This is a genomic window from Actinocatenispora comari (genome assembly GCF_017312725.1).
GTDB lineage: Bacteria > Actinomycetota > Actinomycetes > Mycobacteriales > Micromonosporaceae > Actinocatenispora > Actinocatenispora comari.
This window is the reverse complement of the sequence record NZ_BOPO01000127.1, coordinates 50,988-76,227: the sequence shown is the minus strand read 5'-3', so window position 1 is coordinate 76,227 and position 25,240 is coordinate 50,988. Positions and strand designations below refer to the sequence as shown.

At 72.2% G+C, this 25,240-nt stretch carries 20 protein-coding genes and 1 pseudogene; 9 read left to right on the top strand and 12 right to left on the bottom strand.

Annotated features, from left to right (window positions below):
- The first annotated feature begins 330 nt into the window (after nt 1-330).
- Nucleotides 331-831: a cation:proton antiporter regulatory subunit gene (locus NUM_RS30775; RefSeq protein ID WP_207128460.1), complete on the top strand. Its 501-nt coding sequence runs from the start codon at nt 331-333 to the stop codon at nt 829-831.
- Between the two features lie 3 nt (nt 832-834).
- Nucleotides 835-2,013, top strand: a pseudogene (locus NUM_RS30770) (cation:proton antiporter); the annotation flags it as partial.
- A gap of 334 nt (nt 2,014-2,347) precedes the next feature.
- Here NUM_RS30770 and NUM_RS30765 read toward each other — a convergent pair.
- From NUM_RS30765 to NUM_RS30735, 7 genes are all read right to left on the bottom strand, one after another.
- Nucleotides 2,348-2,680 (bottom strand): antitoxin, encoded by a 333-nt coding sequence (locus NUM_RS30765; protein WP_207128412.1) that lies wholly within the window; start codon nt 2,678-2,680, stop codon nt 2,348-2,350.
- A gap of 273 nt (nt 2,681-2,953) precedes the next feature.
- Complete coding sequence (locus tag NUM_RS30760) at nt 2,954-3,154, bottom strand: antitoxin (protein WP_225918959.1); 201 nt, start codon at nt 3,152-3,154, stop codon at nt 2,954-2,956.
- 229 nt (nt 3,155-3,383) lie between these two features.
- Complete coding sequence (locus NUM_RS30755; protein WP_207128411.1) at nt 3,384-3,830, bottom strand: heat shock protein transcriptional repressor HspR; 447 nt, start codon at nt 3,828-3,830, stop codon at nt 3,384-3,386.
- 10 nt (nt 3,831-3,840) lie between these two features.
- On the bottom strand, nt 3,841-4,998 hold the full coding sequence (gene dnaJ, locus NUM_RS30750; RefSeq protein ID WP_207128410.1) for a molecular chaperone DnaJ: 1,158 nt from the start codon (nt 4,996-4,998) through the stop codon (nt 3,841-3,843).
- Nucleotides 4,999-5,038: 40 nt separating this feature from the next.
- Nucleotides 5,039-5,827 carry a nucleotide exchange factor GrpE gene (grpE, locus tag NUM_RS30745; RefSeq protein WP_207128409.1) on the bottom strand — a complete coding sequence of 263 codons (789 nt, stop codon included), beginning with the start codon at nt 5,825-5,827 and terminating at the stop codon, nt 5,039-5,041.
- A complete protein-coding gene (gene dnaK, locus NUM_RS30740) occupies nt 5,824-7,707 on the bottom strand; it encodes a molecular chaperone DnaK (RefSeq protein ID WP_207128408.1) in 1,884 nt (627 codons plus the stop codon). Before dnaK ends, grpE begins: the two co-directional genes overlap by 4 nt.
- Before the next feature lie 301 nt (nt 7,708-8,008).
- Nucleotides 8,009-8,683 carry a hypothetical protein gene (locus NUM_RS30735; RefSeq protein ID WP_207128407.1) on the bottom strand — a complete coding sequence of 225 codons (675 nt, stop codon included), beginning with the start codon at nt 8,681-8,683 and terminating at the stop codon, nt 8,009-8,011.
- A gap of 467 nt (nt 8,684-9,150) precedes the next feature.
- Here NUM_RS30735 and NUM_RS30730 point away from each other — a divergent pair, with 467 nt between their 5' ends.
- Nucleotides 9,151-11,373: a (Fe-S)-binding protein gene (locus NUM_RS30730; RefSeq protein ID WP_207128406.1), complete on the top strand. Its 2,223-nt coding sequence runs from the start codon at nt 9,151-9,153 to the stop codon at nt 11,371-11,373.
- A gap of 68 nt (nt 11,374-11,441) precedes the next feature.
- Here NUM_RS30730 and NUM_RS30725 read toward each other — a convergent pair whose 3' ends face one another.
- Nucleotides 11,442-12,413, bottom strand: a complete 972-nt coding sequence (locus tag NUM_RS30725; protein WP_225918958.1) for a lysozyme — start codon at nt 12,411-12,413, stop codon at nt 11,442-11,444.
- A gap of 408 nt (nt 12,414-12,821) precedes the next feature.
- On the opposite strand from NUM_RS30725, the gene NUM_RS30720 reads away from it, so the two are divergent.
- The 3 genes from NUM_RS30720 to NUM_RS30710 all read left to right on the top strand — a co-directional run bounded on the left by NUM_RS30720 (nt 12,822) and on the right by NUM_RS30710 (nt 15,929).
- Complete coding sequence (locus NUM_RS30720) at nt 12,822-13,454, top strand: hypothetical protein (protein ID WP_207128404.1); 633 nt, start codon at nt 12,822-12,824, stop codon at nt 13,452-13,454.
- Nucleotides 13,451-14,815: a hemolysin family protein gene (locus NUM_RS30715; RefSeq protein WP_225918957.1), complete on the top strand. Its 1,365-nt coding sequence runs from the start codon at nt 13,451-13,453 to the stop codon at nt 14,813-14,815. The genes NUM_RS30720 and NUM_RS30715 overlap by 4 nt, the downstream gene beginning before the upstream one ends.
- A gap of 76 nt (nt 14,816-14,891) precedes the next feature.
- A complete protein-coding gene (locus NUM_RS30710) occupies nt 14,892-15,929 on the top strand; it encodes a hemolysin family protein (RefSeq protein WP_207128403.1) in 1,038 nt (345 codons plus the stop codon).
- A gap of 339 nt (nt 15,930-16,268) precedes the next feature.
- Here NUM_RS30710 and NUM_RS30705 read toward each other — a convergent pair whose 3' ends face one another.
- The 3 genes from NUM_RS30705 to dcd form a co-directional block, all read right to left on the bottom strand.
- On the bottom strand, nt 16,269-18,221 hold the full coding sequence (locus tag NUM_RS30705) for an N-acetylmuramoyl-L-alanine amidase (RefSeq protein ID WP_207128402.1): 1,953 nt from the start codon (nt 18,219-18,221) through the stop codon (nt 16,269-16,271).
- A 63-nt stretch (nt 18,222-18,284) separates the two neighbouring features.
- Entirely contained in the window at nt 18,285-20,225 is a 1,941-nt protein-coding gene (locus tag NUM_RS30700) for an N-acetylmuramoyl-L-alanine amidase (RefSeq protein WP_225918956.1), read from the bottom strand.
- Between the two features lie 313 nt (nt 20,226-20,538).
- Complete coding sequence (dcd, locus tag NUM_RS30695; protein WP_207128401.1) at nt 20,539-21,117, bottom strand: dCTP deaminase; 579 nt, start codon at nt 21,115-21,117, stop codon at nt 20,539-20,541.
- Nucleotides 21,118-21,214: 97 nt separating this feature from the next.
- Here dcd and NUM_RS30690 point away from each other — a divergent pair, with 97 nt between their 5' ends.
- From NUM_RS30690 to NUM_RS30680, 3 genes are all read left to right on the top strand, one after another.
- On the top strand, nt 21,215-21,793 hold the full coding sequence (locus NUM_RS30690) for an ArsR/SmtB family transcription factor (protein WP_207128400.1): 579 nt from the start codon (nt 21,215-21,217) through the stop codon (nt 21,791-21,793).
- On the top strand, nt 21,790-23,064 hold the full coding sequence (locus NUM_RS30685) for an MFS transporter (protein ID WP_207128399.1): 1,275 nt from the start codon (nt 21,790-21,792) through the stop codon (nt 23,062-23,064). Before NUM_RS30690 ends, NUM_RS30685 begins: the two co-directional genes overlap by 4 nt.
- A gap of 451 nt (nt 23,065-23,515) precedes the next feature.
- The gene (locus tag NUM_RS30680) at nt 23,516-23,908 is read left to right on the top strand and encodes a VOC family protein (RefSeq protein WP_207128398.1); all 393 of its coding nucleotides are present in this window, start codon (nt 23,516-23,518) and stop codon (nt 23,906-23,908) included.
- 21 nt (nt 23,909-23,929) lie between these two features.
- On the opposite strand, the gene NUM_RS30675 is transcribed toward NUM_RS30680, so the two are convergent.
- On the bottom strand, nt 23,930-25,147 hold the full coding sequence (locus NUM_RS30675; protein WP_225918955.1) for an alpha-hydroxy-acid oxidizing protein: 1,218 nt from the start codon (nt 25,145-25,147) through the stop codon (nt 23,930-23,932).
- Nucleotides 25,148-25,240: the final 93 nt, after the last annotated feature.

Genomic DNA, 25,240 nt, shown 5'->3' with positions numbered 1-25,240 from the left:
TCACCGGGCCCCGACCTTCCGAGACGGCCAGGCGGCGTCCGGACCTCGTCCCCGCTACCCCGACGGGGGATGGTCAAGGGGGCGAAGGCCCCCTTGACGGGGAGGGGTGTGGGGAGGGGCGAAGCCCCTCCCCACGATTCCCCCCCAAGGGGTCGAACCACGAACAGAGGTGGCCTACACCAGCACCCCCGAACCAGCACCCCGAACGACCGCCGGCGAAACGGACCCGTACCGCCCGATCGGGCAAATCAAGCACGAACGAGGCGCCCATGCTCACCTTGTAGGGTTGCCACTCCGGCCAAGTCAGAGGAACACAAGGCGGTGAACACCGTGCGGGTACGGGTCGAGAAGGCCGTGCTACCAGGCATCGGCGTACGGCACGACCTAGCCACCACGTCCGGTCGTCGGATCGGGGTCATCACCCACCGATCGGGGCAACGCGACCTGATCGTGTACGACCCGGAGGACCCCGACGAAAGCAGCGACACGGTGCCGCTGACCGACGACGAGGCCGACGCCCTCGCGGTGATCCTGGACGCGTCCCGGGTGCTCAGCCAGCTCGCCGGGCTGCACGACCAGGTGTCCGGCACCCTGGTGATCGAGCAGATCCCGGTGCGGGCCGGCTCCCCGTTCGCCGGCCGGCCGATGGGCGACACCCAGGCCCGCACCCGTACCGGCGCCTCCATCGTCGCGGTGCTCCGGCACGGCGAGGCGCTCGCGTCGCCGACCCCGGACTTCCGGCTGGCCGGCGGCGACCTGATGGTCGTCGTCGGTACCCGCGAGGGCGTCGACGGGGTGGCCGACATCATCGCGCACGGCCAGACGGGGTAGCCGGTGGACACCGCGGCACTCCTCACCGAAATCGGTGCGCTGCTGTTCGGCCTCGCCCTGCTCGGCCGACTCGCCCGGCGTATCGGCCTGACCCCCATCCCGCTCTACCTGCTCGCCGGGCTGGCCTTCGGCCACGGTGGGCTGCTGCCGCTGTCGGCCAGCCAGGAGTTCACCGAGGCCGGTTCGGAGATCGGCGTCGTCCTGCTGCTGGTCATGCTGGGGCTCGAATACTCACCGGACGAGCTGGTCGGCAACCTCAAGCGGCACGCGCCGTCCGGCCTGATCGACGCGGTGTTCAACGCGGTACCGGGTGCCGCGCTCGCCTTGATCCTCGGCTGGGGCCCGGTCGCCGCCGTGGTGCTGGCCGGCATCACCTGGGTCTCCTCGTCCGGCGTGATCGCGAAGGTCCTGACCGACCTCGGCCGGCTGGGCAACCGGGAGACGCCGACGGTGCTGTCGGTGCTGGTCACCGAGGACCTGGCGATGGCGCTCTACCTGCCGATCCTGACCGCGGTGTTGGCCGGGTCGGGCCTGCTGATGGGCGGCCTGACGTTGGGCATCGCCGTCCTCACCATCACCGCCGTACTGGTCGTCGCGATCCGGTACGGCGGTTTCATCTCGGCGCTCGTCTCGGCCAAGAACGCCGAGTCGTTCCTGCTCGGCGTGCTCGGCCTGACGCTGCTGGTCGCGGGCGTCGCCCAGGGGTTGAAGGTGTCGTCGGCGGTCGGCGCGTTCCTGGTCGGCATCGCGCTGTCCGGCGAGGTCGCCGAGCACGCCAGCCAGCTGCTCAGCCCGCTGCGCGACCTGTTCGCCGCGGTGTTCTTCGTCTTCTTCGGCCTGCACACCGATCCGCGGTCGATCCCGTCGGTGCTGCTGCCGGCGGTCGGGTTGGCCGTGGTGACGATGGGCACGAAGGTGGCCACCGGGTACATAGCGGCGAAACGCGCCGGCATCGCACCACGCGGACGCTGGCGGGCCGGGCTCGCGTTGACGCCACGGGGAGAGTTCTCGATCGTCATCGCCGGCCTGGCGGTGGCCGCCGGGATCGAGAAACAGATCGGGCCGCTGGCCACCGCGTACGTGATGATCACCGTGGTGGTCGGGCCGTTGCTGGCCCGGCTCACCGACATCGGCCGGCCGCGCCGGCGGGCCAAGGTGGTCGCCACGCCGGTGCCGGTAGGCGCCCCCATCGAGGTCGACGACCTGATCGGACCGGAGGAGCAGGCGGCCATGTTGCCCGAACCACGGACGGAATCGGACGCTCCGGAACCGCACCGCGCCGCGACCGGCCGGGCCGGTGCCGGGCCACCGGGCGAGACCCCGACGGGCGAAACGTCGGCGGACGAGACGGCCGAGTTCGACGAGGCCGCGGAACGCGACGACGTGCACTGACACCACCGCGCCGCGGCCGATGATCGGCCGCGGCGCGGTTTGCGTCCGTTTCCGCCCTGTGGTGGCGGCCCCGCCGAGCAGTCCTCGCCGAGCCGGATGGTGCCGCCCCCGGCCGGGAGGTGGCTCAGCTGCGATCGGACGAGCCGGCGGAGCCGTTCTGCTCCGCACCGGACCCGCCCTCCCCGGCGCCGCCCTCGTCGGTGCTGTTCTGCTCCGGACGCGCGGGCTGCTGCTCGGCGAACCGGTCCAGGCCTTCCTTGGCCCGCCCGACCCCGGTGCCGATCTTGTCGGAGTACTTCCCGCCGGTCTTCTCGTCGATGAAGCCGGCCGCACGGTCCAGCTTCGCGTCGATCTTGTCGTTGTGCTCGGCCGCGAGCCCGCGGGCCCGATCGGTGGCCTTATCGGCCAGCTCGGTGGCCCGGTCGGCGAACTCGTCGAACTTCTCCCACAAACTCATCGGCCTTCCTCCTTCGTCGGAAGCCCAACGAGGCACGACGCGCAGTGCTCATGATTCGCTCGCTGGCGCTCGCTCATCGGGTCGCCCTCCCACAACTCGGTCGGACTCCATGGTGCCCGGCCAGTACCGGGATGCCCAGCCGGGCCGGCCGAAACCCGGGGAATCCCAGGGTTGCCGGCTGTTGCAGCAGCAGGGTTGCCGACCGGGTACGAAAAAGGTCCTGGCCACACCGACGGGTGTGGCCAGGACCGACGTGCTCGACCCCGATGGGCGTCAGTGGTCGTCGCCCATGTTGCCCAGGTAGTCCTTGCCCTTGTCGGCGGCGCTGTCCAGCTTGTCGTCGTACTTGCCGCCGGTTTTCTCGCTCGCCATGTCGCGGCCCTTGTCCATGCCCTGCTCGGCCTGGTCCTTGTGGTCGCCGAGCATGTCCTTGGCCTTGTCCTTCATGTCGTCGAACTTGTCCTTCATCCCCATGACCCGTTGTCCCTCTCGTTGCGATCCGCGGCGACCGGCCGGCCGCCGCCACCACCACGAAGGCGGCTCCGGTCACCGACGCTACCCAGCAGCACCGGGCTGACCCCGTTCTTCGACGTTTCCCCGATACCGACCACTCGGACGTGCGACACTCCCGCCCACACACACGGACACGGCCGGGGGACGTGTCGTCCCCCGGCCGTGTGCCGGTGCTTTCGGGTGTTTTCGATCAGCGGTCGCGGCGCCGCTGCGAGGAGTTGCGCGGACGCCAGACGACCAGCGCCGTCTCCTGGGTCGGCACCAGATCCCGCCCGTACGACGGGGTCATGGCGTGCAGCTCGGCCAGCTGGCGGCGCGCCTCCAGCAGCTGCTCCTCCAGCTCGGCGACCCGCGACTGCATCAACCGGGTGGCCTGCTCCAGCTCGATGATCCGCTTGATCCCGGCGAGGTTGACCCCCTCCTCCTGGGACAGTCGCTGGATCTCGCGCAGCAGAGCCACGTCCCGCGCGCTGTAGCGCCGGCCGCCGCCCGCGGTGCGGCCCGGCTGCACCAACCCGAGCCGGTCGTACTGCCGGAGCGTCTGCGGGTGCATGCCGGCCATCCGAGCCGCGACGGAGATGACGATGACCTTCGCATCCGACGTCGACTCGATGTTGACGAAGAACTCCGTGGCCATGCCGACCTCCTCAGTGCTCCTGCCGATGGACCCGGGCCTCGATCCGCTCGCGCGGCGCCGCCGGCGTCTCCGCGGCGAACTCGGCCAGCGCCTTGCGGGCCCGCTCGGACAGCTCCGGCGGTACCGACACGTCGATCGTCACCAGCAGATCGCCGGCACCGGTCTTCGCCGGCACGCCCTTGCCACGGACGCGCAGCACCCGGCCGCTCGGCGTACCCGGCGGGACCCGGACGGTGACCACACCGTCCACTGTGGGCACCCGCAGGTCGGTGCCGAGCGCCGCCTCGGCGAACGTGACCGGGACGGTCAGCGTGATGTTCTTGCCGGCGCGGCCGAACAGGTCGTCCGGCGTGACGTGCACCAGCACGTACAGATCGCCGGCCGGGCCACCGCGGCCACCCGGCTCGCCCTTGCCGCGCACCCGGATCCGCTGCCCGTCGGACACCCCGGCCGGCAGCCGGACCGACATCGTCCGGGTCTTCGTGACGCCGCCGCTGCCCCGGCACTCCGGGCACTTCTCGTCGATGATCGACCCCGTACCGGAGCAGTCCTTGCACGGCTCGGAGAAGCTGAACGCACCCTGGTTGCTGGACGTCAGCCCGCTGCCGTGACAGGTCGGGCAGGTGCGCGGCGACGTGCCCGGCTTCGCCCCGGTGCCGTGGCACAGGTCGCAGACGCCGGGCGAGCGCAGCGACAGCGGCAGCGTCGTACCGAGGACCGCGTCGGTGAACCCGACCGACACCTCCGCCTCGATGTCCCGGCCAATCCGGTCGGTCGGCGGCGCGTTGTGCCGCCCACCGCCGAACAGCGAACCGAACAGGTCGGTGAACCCGCCCGCCCGGCTCTGCGCGTTGCCGATCAGGTCGGACAGGTCGAACGGCATGCCGCCGCCACCCGCCGCACCGCCCGGCATCCGGCCGCCCAGGCCGCTGCCGAACAGCGACCTGGTCTCGTCGTACTCCTTGCGCTTCTTGTCGTCGGAGAGCACGGAGTATGCCTCGGAGACGTCCTTGAACCGCTCGCGCGCGGCGTCGTCACCGGGGTTGTGGTCGGGGTGCAGCTCCCGAGCCAGCTTGCGGAAGGCCTTCTTGATGTCGCTCGCCGGCGCATCCTTCGGCACCCCGAGGACCTTGTAGTAGTCCTTCTCCAGCCAGTCCTGTTGGCTCACCGCAGCAGCCCCCCTTCCACCTGTCCACGCATCGAACCGGTCAGCTCTCCGACCCGTCCGTGCTCGGCTCGTCCGTGCTCTTCTGCTGCTCACCGGCGTCGGCCGAGGCGGTCGACTCGGTGGCCGCCTCGGTCGACGGCGCGTCCGGGTCGGGGTCGGCGACCGCGACCATGGCCGGCCGCAGCATCCGCTCGCCGTGCCGGTAGCCGCGGCGCATCACCATCACGCAGGTCGGCTCGGTGACGTCCGGCGACAGCGAGTGCGCCACCGCCTCATGGTGCATCGGGTCGAACGGATCGCCGGCCTCGCCGTACGGCGTGAGACCCGCCTTGGTCAACACCGACGTCAGCTGGTCGGCGACCGCACCGAACGGGCCGACCAGGTCGCCGTGCTCGCGGGCCCGGTCGAGGTCGTCCAGCACCGGCAGCAGCGACGCGAGCACCGCGCCGGTCGCCTGCTCGGCGGCCACGTTGCGGTCCCGCTCGACCCGCCGCCGGTAGTTCGCGTACTCCGCGACGACCCGCTTCAGGTCGGCGGTGCGCTCGGCGAGCTCGGTACTCAACTTCTCCACCTCACCGGCATCGGGCGCGGCGGTCGCCTCCGACGTACCGGCCTCGCTCGGCTCCGCCGTCTCGGCCGGCTGGTCCGCCGCCTTCGCCGACGCCGGGGCGGCCGTGTCCGTACCGCCGCGGGGCGCTGTGCCGTTCGGGTCGATGCGACGCCGGTCGCGCACGACTATCCGCTCCTCCTGCTCTTCGTCCTCGCGCGGGCCGGTGCCCCCGGTGGCCGGGGGCACCTTTCCTGCGTCGGCTGACTTGCGCTCGGTCACTTCTTGTCGTCCTCGTCCACGATCTCGGCGTCGACGACGTCGTCCTTGCCGCCCGCGGCGGAACCGGGCTGCGCGCCCGCGTCACCGGTCGCGCCGGCACCCGCGGCACCCTCGGCGCCGGCCGAGCCGCCCTCACCGGCGGCCTGGGACGCTGCGTACATCGCGGCGCCGGCCTCCTGGGAGACCTTCGCGAGCTTCTCCTGCGCCGTCTTGATGGACTCGATGTCCTGGCCGCCGAGCGCGCCACGCAGCTCGCCCAGGGCCTCCTCCATCTCGGACTTCTTGTCGGCCGGGATCTTCTCGCCGTTCTCCGCGAGGAACTTCTCGGTCTGGAACTGCAGGCCCTCGGCGAGGTTGCGGGTCTCCGCCTCCTCGCGCCGCTTCTTGTCCTCCTCGGCGTGGTCCTGCGCCTCGCGCATCATCCGCTCGATGTCCTCCTTCGGCAGCGAGGAGCCGCCGGAAATGGTCATCGACTGCGCCTTGCCGGTCGCCTCGTCCTTGGCGGACACGTTGACGATGCCGTTCTCGTCGATGTCGAAGGACACCTCGATCTTCGGCACGCCCCGCGGCGCCGGCGGCAGCCCGGTCAGCTCGAAGGTGCCGAGCTTCTTGTTGTACGCGGCGATCTCGCGCTCGCCCTGGAACACCTGGATGAGCACGGACGGCTGGTTGTCGTCGGCGGTGGTGAACACCTCGGACCGCTTCACCGGGATCTTGGTGTTGCGCTCGATCAGCTTGGTGAACACGCCGCCCTTGGTCTCGATGCCCAGCGACAGCGGGGTCACGTCGACCAGCAGGACGTCCTTGACCTCACCCTTGAGCACGCCGGCCTGCAGCGCGGCACCGACCGAGACGACCTCGTCCGGGTTGACGCCCTTGTGCGCGTCCTTGCCGACCAGCTCCTTGACGACCTCGTTCACCGCGGGCATCCGGGTCGAGCCGCCGACCAGGATCACGTCGTCGATGTCGGACACCTTGATGCCGGCGTCCCGCACCGCCTGCTCGAACGGGGCCTTGGTGCGGTCCAGCAGGTCCTGGGTGAGGCGCTGGAACTCGCTGCGGGACAGCGAGATGTCCATGTGCAGCGGGCCGTCCGGACCGGCCGTGATGTACGGCAGGTTGATCGTGGTGTTCGTGGTGGCGGACAGCTCGATCTTGGCCTTCTCGGCGGCCTCCTTGAGGCGCTGCAGGGCCATCTTGTCCTTGCCCAGGTCGACGCCGTGCTGCCCCTGGAACGTCTGCACCAGGTGCTTGATGATCCGCTCGTCCCAGTCGTCGCCGCCAAGGTGGTTGTCACCGTTGGTGGCGAGCACCTGGATCACGCCGTCGCCGATCTCCAGCAGCGAGACGTCGAACGTGCCGCCGCCGAGGTCGAAGACCAGCACGGTCTCCTCCGCGTCGCCCTTGTCCAGCCCGTACGCCAGGGCGGCCGCGGTGGGCTCGTTGATGATGCGCAGGACGTTGAAACCGGCGATCTCGCCGGCCTCCTTCGTCGCGGTGCGCTGCGCGTCCTCGAAGTACGCCGGGACGGTGATCACCGCGTCGGTGACCTGCTCGCCCAGGTAGGCCTCGGCGTCCCGCTTCAGCTTCTGCAGGGTGCGGGCGCTGATCTCCTGCGAGGTGTACTTCTTGTCGTCGATGTCGATCGACCAGTCGGTGCCCATGTGGCGCTTGACCGAGCGCACCGTCCGGTCCGGGTTGGTGATGGCCTGACGCTTCGCGACCTCACCGACCAGGACCTCGCCGTTCTTGGCGAACGCGACGATCGACGGGGTGGTGCGCGCGCCTTCGGCGTTCGCGATGACGGTGGGCTCGCCACCCTCCAGGACGCTGACCACAGAGTTGGTGGTGCCGAGGTCGATGCCGACCGCACGTGCCATGTTTGCTTCCTCCGTTACTGATGCCAGGTGGCCGTTTTCTGCTGCCATGTGGCGAAGTTGAGTGCGCTTGGCTCAATGTTGACGCGACCGAACACCGATCGTCAACTTGGGTTGAGCCTGCCTCACGCAACCTTCATGGTCACACAACGCGGCACCCCCGGTCCTCATTCCCCCCGAGGGTGGCGGAACGCACCCGGCGACCGTGGCGGAGGACACCCCGGGGCACGGTGGCGGCGCCGGCGCGGGCCGGTGTCCGCGGCGGGGCGCGGTGGCGGCGTCCGCGGCGGGCGCGGTGGCGGCGTCAGTGCCGGCCGGTGTCCCCGGCGGCGCGCAACGCGCGCGGCAGGTTGCCCAGCACCGGCAGCTCCTGGGTGGCCCGGGCCCGGTGCCCGACCAGCCGCTCGGCCGACCGCTCGATCGGCACCTCGGTACCGTCCGTCGGCTCGGCCCGGCGGCGCCGGCCGCGGGTCGGCGTGCCGGACCGGGTCGCCGGTACCAGGCCGCCCGCACGCTGCGCGAACGACGGCCGGTCCGCGGCGACGGCGTGCCGCCCGGTGCCCTGGGAGGGCAGTTCGGGCTCCGCCGCGTGCGGCGACGGCGCGGGCTCGGCCGGCGGCGCCAGCGCGGCCGCGACGGTGGAGCTCGCCGGCACCGCGGCGTGCACCGGCGCGGCTGCGGACCCGGTGGCGGGGCGCAGCGGCGGCGCCGCCGACCGCGGTACCCGGCCGCCCGCCCCGGCGTCGGCGGCTCGTCGCGGCGTGGTACCGGGCGGGCAGACGTCGGCGAGGATCGAGTCGGCGACCTCCCAGCTCGGGCACGGCCACGAACCGTGACACTCGGCGCACTCGGTACCGAGCAGGCTGTCCGGCTGGTGCCCGTGCCAGATGTCGGCGGCGAGCGCCCATGCCGTCACCTCGACGACCGCCGCCGGTGGCTGGCGCGGCGGCGGATCATCCAGCGTGTACGGACTGCGCATGACTGCGGGTACCTCCTCGGCCGCGGCGGCGGGATCGCCGGCCGCTCGGCTCCGTACGAGCCGCGGCCGGGAACCACCGACCGGCGGCTCCGTTGCGGGCCCGTCCCGAAGTCCGGACGGATTCCGGGACCGCCCCTGGCGCCTTGCGGGCCTGTTGCGCGGTCCGCGTGCGGTGCCCGGACCTCGCAACAACCTCTACTGCTAACGCGATACCACCGACGGCGGTCACGCAAACACCGTCCGTACCGATGAGTGCGGAACGCCAGGTTGCGCGGGGTGAACACGTAGGGTGTGAGCGTCGGATCGGGCCCGTTCGGCCGGAGATCACGGGTTCGCGCGCTCGATCGGACAAACCGGTCGCGCTCCGCTGCGGCCGGCCGGTCGGGCGGCGGGCCGAACCCCACGTGCTACCGGCGAGTAATAAGCTGTCGGCAGCCCACACCCGCAACCCGGGAGGAACGCGGACCATGCACGCGCTCCAGATCGTCGCCACCGTGGTGGCCTGGCTGGTGTTCGCCGGCGCCGTCGTGATGGCGGTCCGTGCCGGCCGGTACTTCGTCCGCCTGTTCCGGGTCGGCGCGAGCGACCCGAGCCGGTTCGTCGCCAAGGGTCAACGCACCGCCACCATGCTGCGCGAGATCCTCGGCCACACCCGGATGCTCAAGTGGACCCGGGTCGGCGTCGCCCACTGGTTCGTGATGGTGGCGTTCGGCGCGCTGCTGTTCACCATCGTCGAGGCGTTCGGCGAGGTGTCCAACCCGCGGTTCGAGTGGCCGGTGATCGGTCACTGGACGGTGTACGGGCTGCTCATGGAGCTGATCGCCGGCCTGTGCTGGATCTCCATCACGGTGCTGATCATCATCCGCCAGGTGAACCTGCCGCGCCGGCGCAGCCGCTCCCGGTTCCTCGGCTCCACCGCCTGGCAGGCGTACTACGTGGAGTGGACGATCTTCGCGATCTGCGCGTCGATCTTCGCCATCCGCACCTTCAAGATCGCCGCCGGCGACTTCCCGTACCCGACCTGGGCGACGCCGCTGTCGCACGCGTTCGGCTCGATCTTCACCGGCATGCCGCACGGCACCGCGCTGAACCTCGTCACGATCTGCGCGCTGGTCAAGCTGCTGGTGTCCTGGGTGTGGTTCATCGTCATCGGGCTGAACCTGACAATGGGCGTCGCCTGGCACCGGTTCCTCGCGTTCTTCAACATCTTCTTCAAGCGCAACTCCGACGGTGCGGCCGCGCTCGGCCCGCTCAAGCCGATGGCCGACGCCGACGGCAAGCCGCTCGACTTCGAGGAGGCCGACCCGGAGAAGGACCCGTTCGGGGTCGCGCAGGTGGAGCAGTTCACCTGGAAGGGGCTGCTCGACTTCACCACCTGCACCGAGTGCGGCCGGTGCCAGTCGCAGTGCCCGGCCTGGAACACCGGCAAGCCGCTGTCGCCGAAACTGCTGGTCCTGTCGCTGCGCGACCACGCGCACGCGAAGGCGCCGTACCTGCTGGCCGGCGGCGGCAAGGACGCCACCGGCGAGGAGAAGGCGAGCCAGGAGCAGCTGGCCGGGGTGGACGCGCTGGCGCTGGCCGAGGCGGACCGGCCGCTGATCGGCGGCCCGGACGAGAACGGCGTCATCGACCCGGACGTGCTGTGGTCCTGCACCACCTGCGGCGCCTGCGTCGAGCAGTGCCCGGTGGACATCGAGCACGTCGACCACATCGTCGACATGCGCCGGTACCAGGTGCTGATCGAGTCGAGCTTCCCGACCGAGGCCGGCGTGATGCTGCGCAACCTGGAGAACAAGGGCAACCCGTGGGGCGCCAACCCCAACACCCGGGAGGACTGGACGAAGTCGCTGGACTTCGAGATCCCGCGCGTCGGGTCGGACGAGGCCGCCGACTTCGAGTACCTGTACTGGGTGGGCTGCGCCGGGGCGTTCGACGACAAGGCGAAGAAGACCGCGAAGTCGGTGGCCACGCTGCTGCACGAGGCGGGCGTCGAGTTCGCGATCCTCGGCGAGGGCGAGACCTGCACCGGTGACCCGGCCCGGCGGATGGGCAACGAGTTCGTGTTCCAGATGCTCGCCCAGCAGAACGTGGAGACGCTGAACGAGGCGTTCGAGGGCCGGGACAAGGCGAAACGCAGGATCGTCGCGTCCTGCGCGCACTGCTTCAACACGCTGGCCCGGGAGTACGAGCAGCTGGGCGGGGAGTACTCGGTGGTGCACCACACGCAGCTGCTGGCCGATCTGGTGGCCGCCGGCAAGCTCACCCCGGTCACCCCGATCGAGGGCGGCGTGACCTACCACGACCCGTGCTACCTGGGCCGGCACAACCGGATCTTCGAGCCGCCGCGGGAGCTGATCGGCGCCGCCGCCGGCAGCGGGGACGGCGCGGCCGCCGGCGACGGCGCGGCGAGCGGGCTGACCGAGATGCCGCGGTTCGCGGAGCGGTCGTTCTGCTGCGGCGCCGGCGGAGCCCGGATGTGGATGGAAGAGCGGATCGGCAAGCGGATCAACGTGGAGCGGGTCGAGGAGGCCCGCTCGACCGGGGCGAAGACCATCGCGGTGGCCTGCCCGTTCTGCATGACGATGATGTCCGACGGGGTGAACGCCACCAAGCCGGACGGGGTGGACGCCGAGAACGACGTCGAGGTGCTCGACGTCGCCACCGTGCTGCTCCGCTCGCTGGGCAAGTAGCCGGACGCGCCGGAACGGGCGGTGCGGTTCCCCACCAGGGAACCGCACCGCCCGTCGACGTACCGGCGTCAGGAGCTGGTGCGCCGGCGCCGGGTCAGCAGGTAGAGGATCACGCCGCCGGCGATCAGTGCCGCGCCGCCACCCGCGAGTAGGCCCAGGCTGGTACCGGTGACCGGCAGGGCCGGTGCGCTGTCGCTCGGCGAGGCGGACGGCGCCGCGGTCGGGCTGTGCGTGGCCACCTGCGACGGTGACGTGGTGGCGCTGGGCGCGTGGCTGGGCCCGGCGGTCGGGCTGCTCGGCGTGCTCGGCGCCGCCGTGGTCGGCTTCGGTGTGGGCTTGCCGGTCGCCTTGGCCGCGCCGCCGCGGGCGAACGTGGTCAGCTGCGTCGCCGAGCCGTTGAACACGTCCTGGTCACCGGGCGCCGAGCCCTGGTCGGCGTACTGCCAGATCGTGGTGAACTTCCAGCCGGCCGGCAGCGCGCCGGGCGACGAGGCGTACCGGGCGAGCCACAGCGGGCTGGTCGCCGCGAAGCCGGCGTAGTTGCCGGTGCACCGGGTCCACCAGTCGGTGGTGGTGTAGATGACCGGCCAGCGGCCCGTCCTGGCGTGGTAGGTGTTCCGGAAGTCGGCGATCCAGTTGACCATGCTGCCGGCGCTCATCCCGTAGCAGGTGGCGCCGCTCGGGTTGTACTCGATGTCCAGCGCGCCGGGCAGCGTCCGGCCGTCGGCCGACCAGCCGCCGCCGTGCGCCAGGAAGTAGTTGGCCTGCGTGGCGCCGCTGGAGCTGGACGGGTGCGCGAAGTGGTAGGCACCGCGGACGACGCCGGCCCGGTACGCGCCGTTGTAGTTCGCCGCGAAGGCGGCGTCGTGGTAGGTGGTGCCCTCGGTCGCCTTGATGTAGGCGAACTTCACCCCGCCGTGGGCGGTCGCGGCCCAGTCGATCGAGCCCTGGTGGTGGGAGACGTCGACGCCGTGCGGCCCCGACGGTGCGGCGTTGGCGGTACCGGAGCCGATGAACGTGAGGGCCGCGGCCGCTGCCACTCCCGCGATGGTCGCGAGCCGCCACCGGCGCCGTCCGCGTACGCCGCGTGATTGCGGTCCTGTCATGGGTTCCTCGCTGTCGTCTTCGCCCAACCCGTCCACGCTGTTCGAGGAGCAGTCCCATCGATACGGATGGATCGGATTGATCGGTCTGGACAGTTACCGCCCGCATTCATCTACCCGAGGAAGATCAAGACAAGACCGGACCGGTGGTATTCACCATCTTCTATACGTGATTGAAACTTTCCGACGCAGACCGGCGTTCCGGGCCAACAGTGCGTATCGGCCCAACGCCGCGATCAGCCACGGATCGGATCCGGCGGCCTGCGTACCGAAACGGTCCCGAAGCGGCTGTCACGCGGGCGGGCTGGTGCGGTCACCGGGCCGGCACGGCGTAGCCTGCACCTCGTGGAGCACGCAGCCGGCGGCGACGATCGACCTGGTCCGGGTCGATCGTCGGCCGAGCCCGCCCCGGCCGAGACCGGCCGGACGAACGGGAAGCATCCGGTGCTGCGCGACGACCCGCGACGCCCGGCCGACGAGGAGCCGCCCGAACATCCGGACGATCCCGAGCAGCCGATCTGGCAACGGCACAAGCCGCCCATCTGGTACCAGCCGCGGGTGTTGCTCGCGGTGCTGATCGTGGTGGTGTTCGTCGGCGCCGTGGCACTCGCGGCCCGGCACGGCACGTGGCCGCCGAAGGCGCAGTGCGGCACCCCCAAGGTCACCGGCTCGGTCGGCCACGTCAAAAAGGGCAACCCGGTGTACTGGGCGGCCACCGGCAGGGCCGACACGTACGCGGTGACGTTCGGCGCCACCTCCGCCCGCATCGTCGGCGGGAAGGTCGAGCCGGTCGGCAGCGAGTCGATGGCCGCCGGCAAGGCGTTCGTGGTGCGGCAACCGGCGACACTGTCCGGCTGCCGGTACGTCGGCCACTTCACCATGCCGTTCCCGACCGGCGAGTACCACCTGCGGTTGTTCCGCGTCGACGGCTCGACCGCGACCCAGGTGGCCAGCGCGCGCGTCGACTCGGACGGGTGATCGCGCTGTCGACGGTGCTACCGCTGGCCGCCTTCGTGCTGCTGACCGGGGCGAACGCCTTCTTCGTGGTGGCCGAGTACGCGCTGGTGACGGCCGACCGGGTCAGCATCGAGCGGCAGGCGTCGGCCGGCGACCGGCGGGCCCGGCAGGTGCTCGCGGCGTTCCGCCGGCTGTCGTTCCAGCTGTCCGGCGCCCAGCTGGGCGTCACACTGTCCGCGCTGCTGACCGGTTACCTGGCCCAGCCGGCGCTGGCGAAGCTGCTGCGGCCGCTGTTCGCCGGGCTGGGCGGGGACGTCGCGGCAAGCATCGCGGCGGTGCTCGCGCTGGTGGTCGCGACGCTGTTCTCGATGCTGTTCGGCGAGCTGGTCCCGAAGAACGCCACGCTGGCCAGGCCGATGGGCGCGGTCCGGGCGGTGACCCCGATCCTGCGCGGCTTCTCGGCCGTGTTCGGCTGGCTGATCCGGATCCTGAACGGTTCCGCCAACGCGGTGGTCCGCCGGTTCGGGGTGCAGCCGCAGGAGGAACTGGCGAGCGCCCGGTCGGCGGAGGAACTGGGGCTGCTCGCGGCGATGTCGGCGCGCGCCGGCGCGCTGCCCCGGGAGACCGCGATGCTGGTGCAGCGAACGATCCGGTTCGGCGACAAGCGGGCCGCGGAGGCGATGACGCCGCGGGTGGACGTGGTGGCGCTGCCCGCCGAAGCCACCGTCACCGACATGCTGGCGCTGGCGAACGAGTCCGGCCGCAGCCGCTTCCCGGTGTACGTGGACACCCTCGACTCGATCGTCGGAGTCGCGGTGATCTCCGACGTGCTGGCGGTACCGCCGGACCAACGGCGGGCGACGCTGGTGCGCCGGTACGCGCGCGAGCCGGTGTTCGTGCCGGAGAGCCTGCGGCTGGACAAGGTGCTGGAGGCGCTGCGGCAGGGCGGGCGCGACCTCGCCGTGGTGGTCGACGAGTACGGCGGGACCGACGGCGTGGTGAGCCTGGAGGACCTGGTCGAGGAGCTGGTCGGCGACATCGAGGACGAGTACGACCGGCCGGAGGAGGAGTCGGCGTCGGCGCAGACGGTGCAGATCACCGCGCCCGGTGTCGATCCGGCGAAGCTGATGCCCGGCGTGCTGCGCGCCGACGAGCTGTACGAGCAGTGCGGCTTCCGGCTGCCCGACGGCCCGTACGAGACGCTCGCCGGGTTCGTCATGGCGCAGCTCGGGCACATCCCGGTGGCCGGGGAGAGCATCGAGCACGACGGCTGGGAGTTCACCGTCACCTCGGTGGAGAAGCACCGGATCGAGCAGGTCCGGGTGCGTCCACCGGCCGGCTGGGAACCGCCCAGCGAGTACGTCCCGCAGGAGCCGTCATGACCGCCGCCCGGCACCGCCCGACCGGCGCAGACCGCCCCGGATCTGCCGACCGGCGCGCGGTCGGGGAGGTGACCGGGTGAACGTCGGAGCACTGATCGTCACGGTGGTGCTGCTGGCCGGCAACGCGTTCTTCGTCGCCGGCGAGTTCGCCATCATCGCGTCCCGGCGTACCCAGATCGAGGCGGAGGCGGGGCGGTCCCGGCGCGGCCGGTGGACGCTGTCGGCGATGAGCCAGCTGCCGCTGATGGTCGCCGGTACCCAGCTGGGCGTGACGATCTGCTCGCTGGGGCTGGGCGCCGCGGCCGAGCCGGCGATCGCGCACCTGCTGCGCATCCCGTTCGAGGCGGCGCACGTACCGGACGGGGTGCTGCACCCGGTGTCGTTCGTGCTGGCGCTCGCGATCGTCACCTACCTGCACACGGTGCTCGGCGAGATGGTGCCGAAGAACCTGACGCTGGTCGGGCCGGAACGCGCGGTGCTGTGGCTGGCGCCGCCACTGCTCGGCTTCTGTACGATCACCCGCCCGCTGCTGGTGGCGGTGCAGTGGCTGGCCCGGCTGGTGTTGAAGCTGTTCCGGATCGAACCGCCGGACGAGGCGAAGTCGGTGTTCAACGCCGACGAGTTCGCCGGGCTGGTCAGCGAGTCGCGCACCGAGGGGCTGCTGGCCGAACCGGAGCACGCCCGGCTCGCCGGCGCGCTCGCGCTCGGCCGGCTGACCGCCGCCGACGCGCTGCTGCCGTGGATGGACGTGGTCGCCGTACCGGACGACATCTCGCCGGCGGCGCTGGAGCTGACCGCGAACCGTACCCACCGGTCCCGGTTCCCGGTGGTGGCCCGCTCGTCCCGCCGGGTGCTCGGGTTCATCCACGTCAAGGACGTGCTGGAGGTGACCGGGCCGGCCCGGCGCAAACCGTTGCCCGCCACCGCGATCCGGCCGCTGCCGGTGGTGGCGCCGAACCGTACGCTCGCCGACCTGCTGCTGTCGATGCGCCGCGGCCGGCACCACATCGCCCTGGTCGGTACCGAGGGCGCACCCATCGGCATCGTCACCCTCGACGACGTCCTCTCCGCCATCGTCGGCACGTCCGAGTCCGCCACCCCCCGAACCCGCTGACCCTGCGGCGCTGGTGGTTGCGGTCAGCCCTGCACTGCGTGTGTCGTCTGGTCCCGACCCGCACGCACCCTGCGGTTGCCGGCTGCCCACCGCTGGGTGCGTGCGAGAGAAGAGCAGCTCCGTGGCGGCCAGGCGGCGTCGGCGAAACCTCGCCGGTACCCCGATGTTCCGAGGCGGCTAGGCGGGGTCGCGATCTCGTCTCCGCGTTTCCGGCGGGGGATGGTCAAGGGGGCGACTGCCCCCTTGACGGGGAGGGGTGTGGGGAGGGGCGAAGTCCCCTCCCCACGTTTCCCCCACGGGGGGTTGAAAGGCGAACAGAGGTGGCCTTTAGCTCGTCACCTACACCGGGCGGATGGTGACCGCGTCGGCGCGGACGAAGCCGATGCGGTGGCCGAACTGGATCTCGTAGTACCGGTCGTGCCCGACCACGACGGTGTGGTCCCCGGGCAGCGAACTGTCGATCGTCGGCGCGTAGTAGTAGTCGGTGACCACGTTGGTCAACCCCAGCGGGTACCGCTGCCCCGCGGTCATGGTGTAACCGAGGTCGGTGACCGACTGCACCGGCACCGGGGTGCCGTCGTAGGCGCTGGCCTCCGGGTACGCCTTGCCGTAGATCGGCACCGTGGCACCCTGCTTCGGCGTCACCACGAACCCGTGCGCCGCGGTCGCGGTCGGGCTGCGGTGCGGGTCGAGGAACCAGCCCTTGACCCCGGCGTACCAGATGGCGGTCCAGTCACCGTGCCGCCCGGCCAGCGCGAACTGCTGGCCGTCCACCGCGCGGGCGGCCCAGTCGGCGATGTCGGTGGTACCGGGCCCGGCGTGCAGGCCGGGGTCGGACACCAGCGGCGAGTCGGCGCTCGGCTGCGTGTGCAGGTAGACGAAGTTGGTGCCCTGCGCGTCGCACGGCGTGCCGGAGCCGGACTTGTCGCAGCCGGTGACCGGCTGCTGGTTGGTGGCGAAGTCGGGCGAGATCGTCACCAGGCCACCGGTGCGGCCGGGCCGCTGCGCGTGCCCGCGGACCAGGTTCATGTAGTGGTTCCAGTCCCAGTACGGGCCCGGGTCCCAGTGCATGTTCTTGATCCCGCCGGCGGTGGTCGCCGGTACGTTGTCGTGGCCGATGATGTGCTGCCGGTCCAGCGGGATCCGGTACTTCGCGGCGAGGTAGCGCACCAGCTTCGCGGACTGCCGGTACATCGCCTCGGTGTACCAGGTGGCGCCGGTGGCGGCGAACCCCTCGTGCTCGATGCCGATCGAGTGCGCGTTGATGTACCAGTTGCCGGCCTGCCAGGCGACGTTGGTGTTCTGGATCATCTGCGTCACGTGGCCGTCGGAGCTGCGCAGCTCGTAGTGCGCCGCCGCGTACGCCGCCGGGTTCTGGAACCAGCTCAGCGTGCCGTTGTAGTAGCCCTCGTTGTCGTGGATCACGATGTACTGGATCTTCAGCTTGCTCGGCCGGTCGGCGAGGTCGTAGTTGCCGTAGTCGCCCTTGTCGGCGCTGTTCTGCGCGTAGGCGGCCGGCACGAAGTCACAGTCCATACTGGACGGACACTCCGGCGTCGGGGTGCCCGCCTCGGCCTTCGCGCTGCTCAGGTGCAGCGCGGACAGCTGGCCGGTCTTCGGGGCCACCGACGGCTGGGCGGCCAGCCGTACCGTGTCGCCGCTGTCGGTGCGGCGGGTCTCGCCGGTGCGGATCACCTGGTAGACCTCGTCGGCGAACTCGCGCGCGCCGGCCGCGTCGGTGGCACCCGAGTAGCGGGCCACCGCGCCGTACCAGTCGGCCGCGTCGCCGCCGCCCGCGCCGAGCTGCCGCTGGTAGTCGGCGAGCAGCGCGGCACCGGCGTCGATGTTCGCCGCCGGGTCGGTCTGCAGGGTGGCGGTGCTCGCACCGGTGAGCGCGGCGGCCGCGTCCATCGTGTGCAGCGCCGGATCGTCGGTGGTACGGGACGGCTGGGCCGGCGTGGTCATCGGCCGCGCGTCGTCACCACGGGCGTCCCCGCGCGCGGCCGGCGCCGCGACCCGGGTCACGTCGGTGAGGTGCATCGGGCCGTACCCGCCGGCACTGCTCGGCTGCCCCACGTGCGCGTCCCACCGGGACTCCAGGTAGGACACTCCCAACAGGACGGACAGCGGTACGTGGTGGCGGGCCGCGGCGGCGGCGAACTGCTGCTGCCGGTCGGCCCCGGTCGCGGCCGGCGCGGGCGCCGCCGTACCGGCCGCGGCCGGTACCAGGGCGACGAGACCGGCGCTGGCCACGATCGCGGCGGCGAGTCTTCGGGATGGCGGTCGGTGCATCGGGTTCCTCCCTCACAGGGTTCGTCCCGGGGTGGCTGGGCACCCCGGGACGGACGGCCGAAATCAGGCGGGGACGACGACCACGTCGTCGGCGTTCACGAACGCGATCCGGTGCCCCAGCTGGATGCGCAGGTACCGGTCGTGCCCGTGCACGTCGGTGTGATCGCCCGGGATGCTGTCGTCGATCGTCTTCGCGTAGTAGTAGTCGGTGACCGCCCGACCTCCGTACACATAGGACTGTCCGGAGTGGATGGTGTAGGTGAGCGGGGTGACGCTCGCCGGCGGGATCTCGGCCGGGTAGGCGGACTTCTCCGGGTAGGCGACGCCGTAGGTGGGGATGCTGTCCTTGCCCGGCTTCGGCCGGACCACCAGAGCCCGGGTCGGCGAGACCGCGCGGGTGCCGTCGAACCAGACCTTCGCCCCGTCGTACCAGATCGCGATCCACCTGCCGTCGCGGCCGGCCACCACGTACTGCTGGCCGGCGCTGGCCTTGTCACCCCAGTCGGCGGCGCAGTCCGTGCCGCCGGTCTGCTTCGGGTCGAGCCCCGGGTCGTCGAACAGCGGCGCGTCGTCGCTGGGCCCGGTACGCAGCCAGACGAACGAGCTGGCCTGCTTCGCCACCGGCGTGTTCTGCTCGCAGTCGCGCACCTGCTGCTCGTTCGCCGCGAACCGCGGGTTGATCGTGACGACGTGCCGTCCCGGCAGCGGGATCGTCGGCCGGCCGACCAGGTTCATGAAGTGGTTCCAGTCCCAGAACGGGCCCGGATCCCAGTGCATGCCCGGGATGCCGGCGGCGTTGATGCCCGGCACGTTGTCGTGGCCGAGGATGTGCTGCCGGTCCAGCGGCACCCCGTACCGCGCGGCGAGGTAGCGCACCAGCCGGGCGGTCGAGTGGTACAGCGGCTCGGTGAACCAGGTGGCGCCCGCGACCGCGAACCCCTCCTGCTCGATGCCGATCGAGTGCGAGTTGATGTACCAGTTGCCGGCCTGCCAGGCCACGTCCTTGGTCGGCACCATCTGCGTCACGTGCCCGTCGCCGGACCGCACCACGTAGTGCGCGGACACGTAGCTCGCCGGGTTGGTGAACGTGTCGAGCGTGTCGGAATAGGTCTCCTCGGTGTCGTGCAGGACGATCGTGTCGATCTTCACCTGCTTCGGCCGGTCGGCGAGGTCGTAGTTGCCGTAGTTGCCGGGGTCCGACCCGTCGCCGTCGAGCTGGTACGCGGCCGGGACGAAGTCGCAGTCGAGCCCGCGCGGGCACTCCGGCCGCTCGCTGCTCGCCGGCTTCGGCAGGCCCAGACTCGCCGCCTCGGCCCGCTTCGGCGTCACCTTCCGGGCGGTCAGGGTGATCCGCTGGCCGTCCGCGGTGGTGGCGTGCGCGCCGGCCGCGATCGTGCCGTACACCGCGTCGGCGAAGCTCTGCGCGCCCTGCTGGGTGGACGCCTGCGCGTACTTCGCGACCGCGCCGTACCAGCCGTCCACGCTGCCCGGCAGGCTGCCGTGGCCGAGGTCGCGGGCGTAGCGGGCGAGCAGCGCGGCGCCGGCGTCGATGTTCGTCGCCTCGTCGCCGCGCACCGTCGCCGGGTCCACGCCGAGCAGCGCCGCCGCGGTACGGGCGGTGTGCTGCGCGGCGCCGTCCACGCCGGCGCCCGCGGGGGTCGCCGCCGGCCGGGGCACGCCGTCGCCGCGCTGGTTGTGCTCCGGCGCGGCGGCCTTCGCGCCGCGGGTCGCGGCGGCCACGTCGGTGAGCGCCATCGGCCCGTACGCGCCCGAGGTGCTCGGCGCGCCGGCGTGCGCCTCCCAGCGCGTCTCCTGGTAGGACACGGCGAGCAGCACGTCGGCCGGTACGCCGGAGCGGTTCGCCGCCGCGGTGAACTCGGCCTGGCGCTGGCCCGGCCCGGACGCCGGACCGGTACTGCCCTGCGCGCCGGCGCCGGTGGCCATGGCCCCGGCGCCCAGCACTCCGGCCGCGGCGACCGCGGCGGCTCGAACGATGCGTCGCACAGCCTCATCTCCTCGTCGGCGATGGTCACCCGTCGTTTCGGGTATGGCGGTTGATCTGACGCTAACCGCTTGTGGACACACTTGTCCGACCTTGCGCCGACGTCAACACCCGCCGGTCCAAGGGGGGAGTTTGGGAAGAATTTTTCACCGCCCGGTGACGGCAGCTCCTACCGAAGCGGCGGAAATCGCCCCGCACGCGGCGCCGGTGGGAAGCGGCACGGCCACCCGAGGCCGAGGCCGGGGTCATGGCCAGGGTCATGGCCAGGGTCATGGCCAGGGCTCGGGCTGGGGCTGGGGCTGGGGGGTCGAAGGGTCAGCTGGTGGGCCAGGTGCGCCAGTTCTGCCAGGAGCGGCTCGGCGTCGGGCCGCGCTGGCCCTGGTAGCGCGACCCGTACACGGCCGAACCGTACGGCGCGGAGGCGGGCGAGGAGAGCCGGAACAGGCACAGCTGGCCGATCTTCATCCCCGGCCAGAGCATGATCGGCAGGTTCGCCACGTTGGACAGCTCCAGCGTCACGTGGCCGGAGAAGCCCGGGTCGATGAACCCGGCGGTGGAGTGCGTCAGCAGCCCCAACCGGCCCAGGCTCGACTTGCCCTCCAGCCGGCCGGCCAGGTCGTCCGGCAGCGTGACCACCTCGAGCGTGGACGCGAGTACGAACTCGTTGGGGTGCAGCACGAACGGCTCGCCGTCCGGCACCTCGCGCAGGCTGGTCAGGTCGTCCTGCTGGCGGGCGGGGTCGATGTGCGTGTACCGCGAGTTGTTGAACACCCGGAACCAGCGGTCCAGTCGCACGTCGATGCTGGACGGCTGGATCAGCGCCGGATCGTACGGGTCGAGGCGCAGCCGGTCGCCGTCGATCTCCTTGGCCAGATCCCGGTCGGACAGCAGCATTCGCGCAGCGTACCGACAGTGCCCGGGCAACGCCCAACCCACCCTGGAACCTACAACAGATGTTTTGAAACAACTGTTGTAGGTGTACCGTCGGGCCATGGACGAGCAGGACATCCGCCTCGACACCGCCACCCTGCGGGTGCTGGCCCACCCGATCCGGCTGACCGTGCTCAACCTGCTCCGCGACGGCGGCCCGGCCACCGCCACCCGCATCGCCGCCGAGCTGGGCATCAACCCGGGCGCGGCCAGCTACCACCTCCGCCGGCTCGCCGCCGGCGGACTGATCATCGAGGACGAGGAGCTCGGCAGCGGGCGAGACCGCTGGTGGAAGGCGGCGCACCGGCAGTCGATCCACGACCCGTCGGCCGGGCCGGCGGACCAGCGCGCGGCGGGACGCTCGTACACCCACGCGCTCGTGCTGGCCCGGATCGAGCAGCTGCGCCGGGCCGCGCAGGAGGTCCCGCTGCTGCCCCGGGAGTGGGCCGACGTCAGCACGTACGGCGACTTCACCCTGACGCTCACCCCGGCCGAGGTGGCCCGGCTGCGCGCCGAGCTGTTCGACGTGATCCGCCGGTACCGGGACGAGCCCGCCACCGAGGGCGGCGCGCCGGTGTCGGTGCAGGTCCAGGCGTTCCCGGTGCCGGGCACCGTGCCCCTCGACGCGGACCCGGCATGAGCGGGGCCGCGGCGCGTCAGCAGTCCCACCGCGGCGGAGCTCCCGGGACGGCGGTCGCCCGGCCGGCGCACCGCGACCCGAACGTGCTGCGCTGGCTCACCGCGTACACCGCGTCGGTGACCGGGGACGTGGTCTACTTCCTCGCGCTGTCCTGGGCGGCCACCCGCATCGCCGGCCCCTCGTACGTCGGGCTGGTGGTGGCGTGCGGTGCGGTGCCCCGAGCCGTACTCATGCTCGCCGGTGGCGTGGTCGCCGACCGGTTCGGCCCGCGCCGGATCGCGGTCGCCAGCGACACCACCCGCTGCCTGGTGATCGGCGCGGTCGCCGCGACCATCCTGCTGACCTCGCCCGGGATCGGCCTGCTGATCGCCGCCGCGATCGTCTTCGGCGTGGTCGACGCGCTGTTCATGCCGGCCGTCGGCGCTCTCCCGCCACGCATCACCACGACCGGTCAGCTCGCCCGGCTGCAGGGCCTGCGCGGGCTGTCCATCCGGCTCAGCAACGCGGTCGGCCCGGCGCTGGCCGGCGTCGTCCTCGCCGCGGGCGACGCACCGGCGGCCTTCGGCACGGCCAGCGCGCTGTTCGCGATCTCCCTGGTCTTGCTGCTGGCGGTGCGCACCACCCCGGCCCCGGCCGCCACCCGGGTACCGGCCTGGCGCGGGCTCGGTGAGGGCCTGCGCTACCTGCGCGGCCACCGGGTACTGGCGCCGCTCGTCGTGGTCGTCGGCCTGAGCGAGATGTGCTTCAGCGGCCCGGTCGCGCTCGGCCTGGTGCTGCTCGCCGACGAGCGCGGCTGGGGCGCCGCCGGGATGGGCTGGATCGCCAGCGCCTTCAGCGTCGGCGGCGCCGCGGCCGCGCTGCTGGTCGCGGCGCGCAGCCGGATCCCGCGGGCCGGGCTCGTCGCCACCGGCGCACTGCTCGCCACCGCCGCCGGTACGGCCGGGATCGGGTTCGCGCCGAGCCTGCCGCTGGCCGTACTGCTGGGCGGGTCGATGGGGTTGACCAGCGGCGTCACCAGCACCCTGACCAGCGCGCTGGTGCAGACCGAGGCGGACCCCGGCCACCTCGGCCGGATCATCGCCGTCACCACGCTCGGCACGCTGGGGCTCGCGCCGATCCTGTTCCCCGCGGTCGGCCTCACCGTCGCCGCGTGGGGACCGGCCGTGTTCTTCACCGGCTGCGCCGCGATCTGCCTGGTCGCCGCCGCCGTCGGCCTCGCCGCCCGCGCCCTCCGCCGGGCCGAACTGCACCCCGCCGGTACGACCGGGTAGCAGTGGCGGCCCGATCGTCCCGTGGCGGACCTCGCGGTGGCGGAACCTCGTCGTGCCGGGCACCTCGTCGTGCCGGGCACCTCGTGCTGGCCGGGTCGTCGGCAGCGGCGTCGCGGGTGCGGGCTCGCTGTGCCCGGCTCGCTGTGCCCCGCGGGCTCCCCGTGCCCGGCGTACTCACTGCGCCCGGCAGGCTCGCTGTGCCTGGCGGGCTCGCTGCGCCCGGCAAGCTCCCGGTGCCCGGCGGTTCCTTGTGCCGACGGGTTCCTTGTGCCCGGCGGTTCCTTGCACCGCGGCGGGGCGCTTGTGCCGCGGTGGGGCGCTTGTGCCCGGCGGGGCGGCGCGTGGCGGTGGGCGCGTCATGGCGTTGCGGGCGTCTTGTGGTGACCGGCGGGGCGTGGTCGCGGACGCGATCATCGGTGGGTGTCGGAGCGCTTCGGTAGGCTGCGCCGCCATGGAAGCATCGACGTCCTTCATTCATCACCTGGGCGTGTTCGCGTCGGACTTCGAGGCGAGCGAGCGGTTCTACACCGCCGCGCTGGAGACGCTCGGCATCGTCGCCGGGTACCGGACCGAGACGGTGGCCGAGTACTGGCATCCGGAGCGGGACACGCCGTCGCTGTCGCTGGAGACCGCGGAGAGGGCGCGGGACGCCACCCGCGGGATGCACCTCGCGTTCGCCGCGGACGACCGGGACGCGGTCGACACCTTCCATGCCGTCGCGGTGTCGGCCGGCGGTACCTCCCGGCACGCCCCGCGCTTCTGGCCCGAGTACCGCGCCTACTGCGCGTTCGTCAGCGACCCCGACGGCAACAACATCGAGGCGGTACACAAGGAGATCGAGTAGCGGCGGGCGCCAGCGGCCGCGTCAGCCGGTGCGGCGGAGGGCGTCGGGGGTGAGGTCGGCGAGGGTCGGGTAGCCGTCGACCGCCATGATCAGGTCCAGCTCGGCGAGCAGCGAGCGCAGCACGTGCACCGCGCCGGCGGTGCCGCGCAACGCCAGCCCGTACGCGTAGGGCCGGCCGACGCCGACCGCGGTGGCGCCGAACGCGAGCGCCTTCGCGATGTCCGCGCCCGACCTGATGCCCGAGTCGAACAGCACCGGTTTGCCGTCGCTCGCCGCGACGATCTCCGGCAGTACGTCCAGGGTCGGCAGCCCGCCGTTCGCCTGCCGCCCACCGTGGTTGGAGCAGTAGATGGCGTCGGCGCCGCCGTCCAGGGCGCGGCGCGCGTCGTCCGGGTGGCAGATGCCCTTCACGACCAGCGGCAACGTGGTCAGCGACCGCAGCCACGGCAGGTCGTCCCAGGTCAGCGGGTTACCGAAAAGCTGCACCCACTTCAGCACGGTGGCCCGCGGGTCCTGCTCCGGCGGTTGCCCGAGCAGCCGCCGGAACACCGGGTCGGACGTGTAGTTGGCCAGGCACTTCCCGCGCAGCTGCGGGAAGTTGCCGGTCGCGAGATCGCGCGGCCGCCAGCCGGTGACCCAGGTGTCCAGCGTGACCACGATCCCCTGGTACCCGGCGGCCTCGGCCCGGCCCACCAGGCTCGCGGCGAGCTCCCGGTCGGTCGGCGTGTACAGCTGGAACAGCCCCGGCGTCGCGTCCAACGCGCCGGCCACGTCCTCCAGCGGGTCCTCGCTCAACGTCGACGCGACCATCGGTACGCCGGTCTGCGCCGCGGCCCGCGCCGCCGCCAGGTCACCGTGCCCGTCCTGGCTGCACAGCCCGAGCACGCCGATCGGGGCCAGGAACACCGGCGCCGGCAGTTCCAGGTCGAACAGCCGTACCGACAGATCGCGCTGCGCGGCGCCGACGAACATCCGCGGCACCAGCCCCCACCGCTCGAACGCGGCGACGTTCGCCCGCTGGGTGTGCTCGTCACCCGCGCCGCCCGCCACGTACGACCAGACCGACGACGGCAGCGCCTGCTCGGCCCGAGCGGCCAGCTCGGCGTACGCCATCGGCAGGTCCGGCAGAGTGCCGAACAGCGCCTGGAAGTAGAGCTCGTTCTGGTAGTCGCCGAATGCGGGCATCGCGGTCTCCTCCTCGTCGCACTCGTCGCTCCCGTCGCAGCGAGACTCTGCCATCTCAGCGTCCACACCGCCGCCCGGCAGGCGATCTCCACACCGGCGAACCGCCGGCCGACCCCGCACCCGGTACCGCCGTTCCACCGTTCGGTG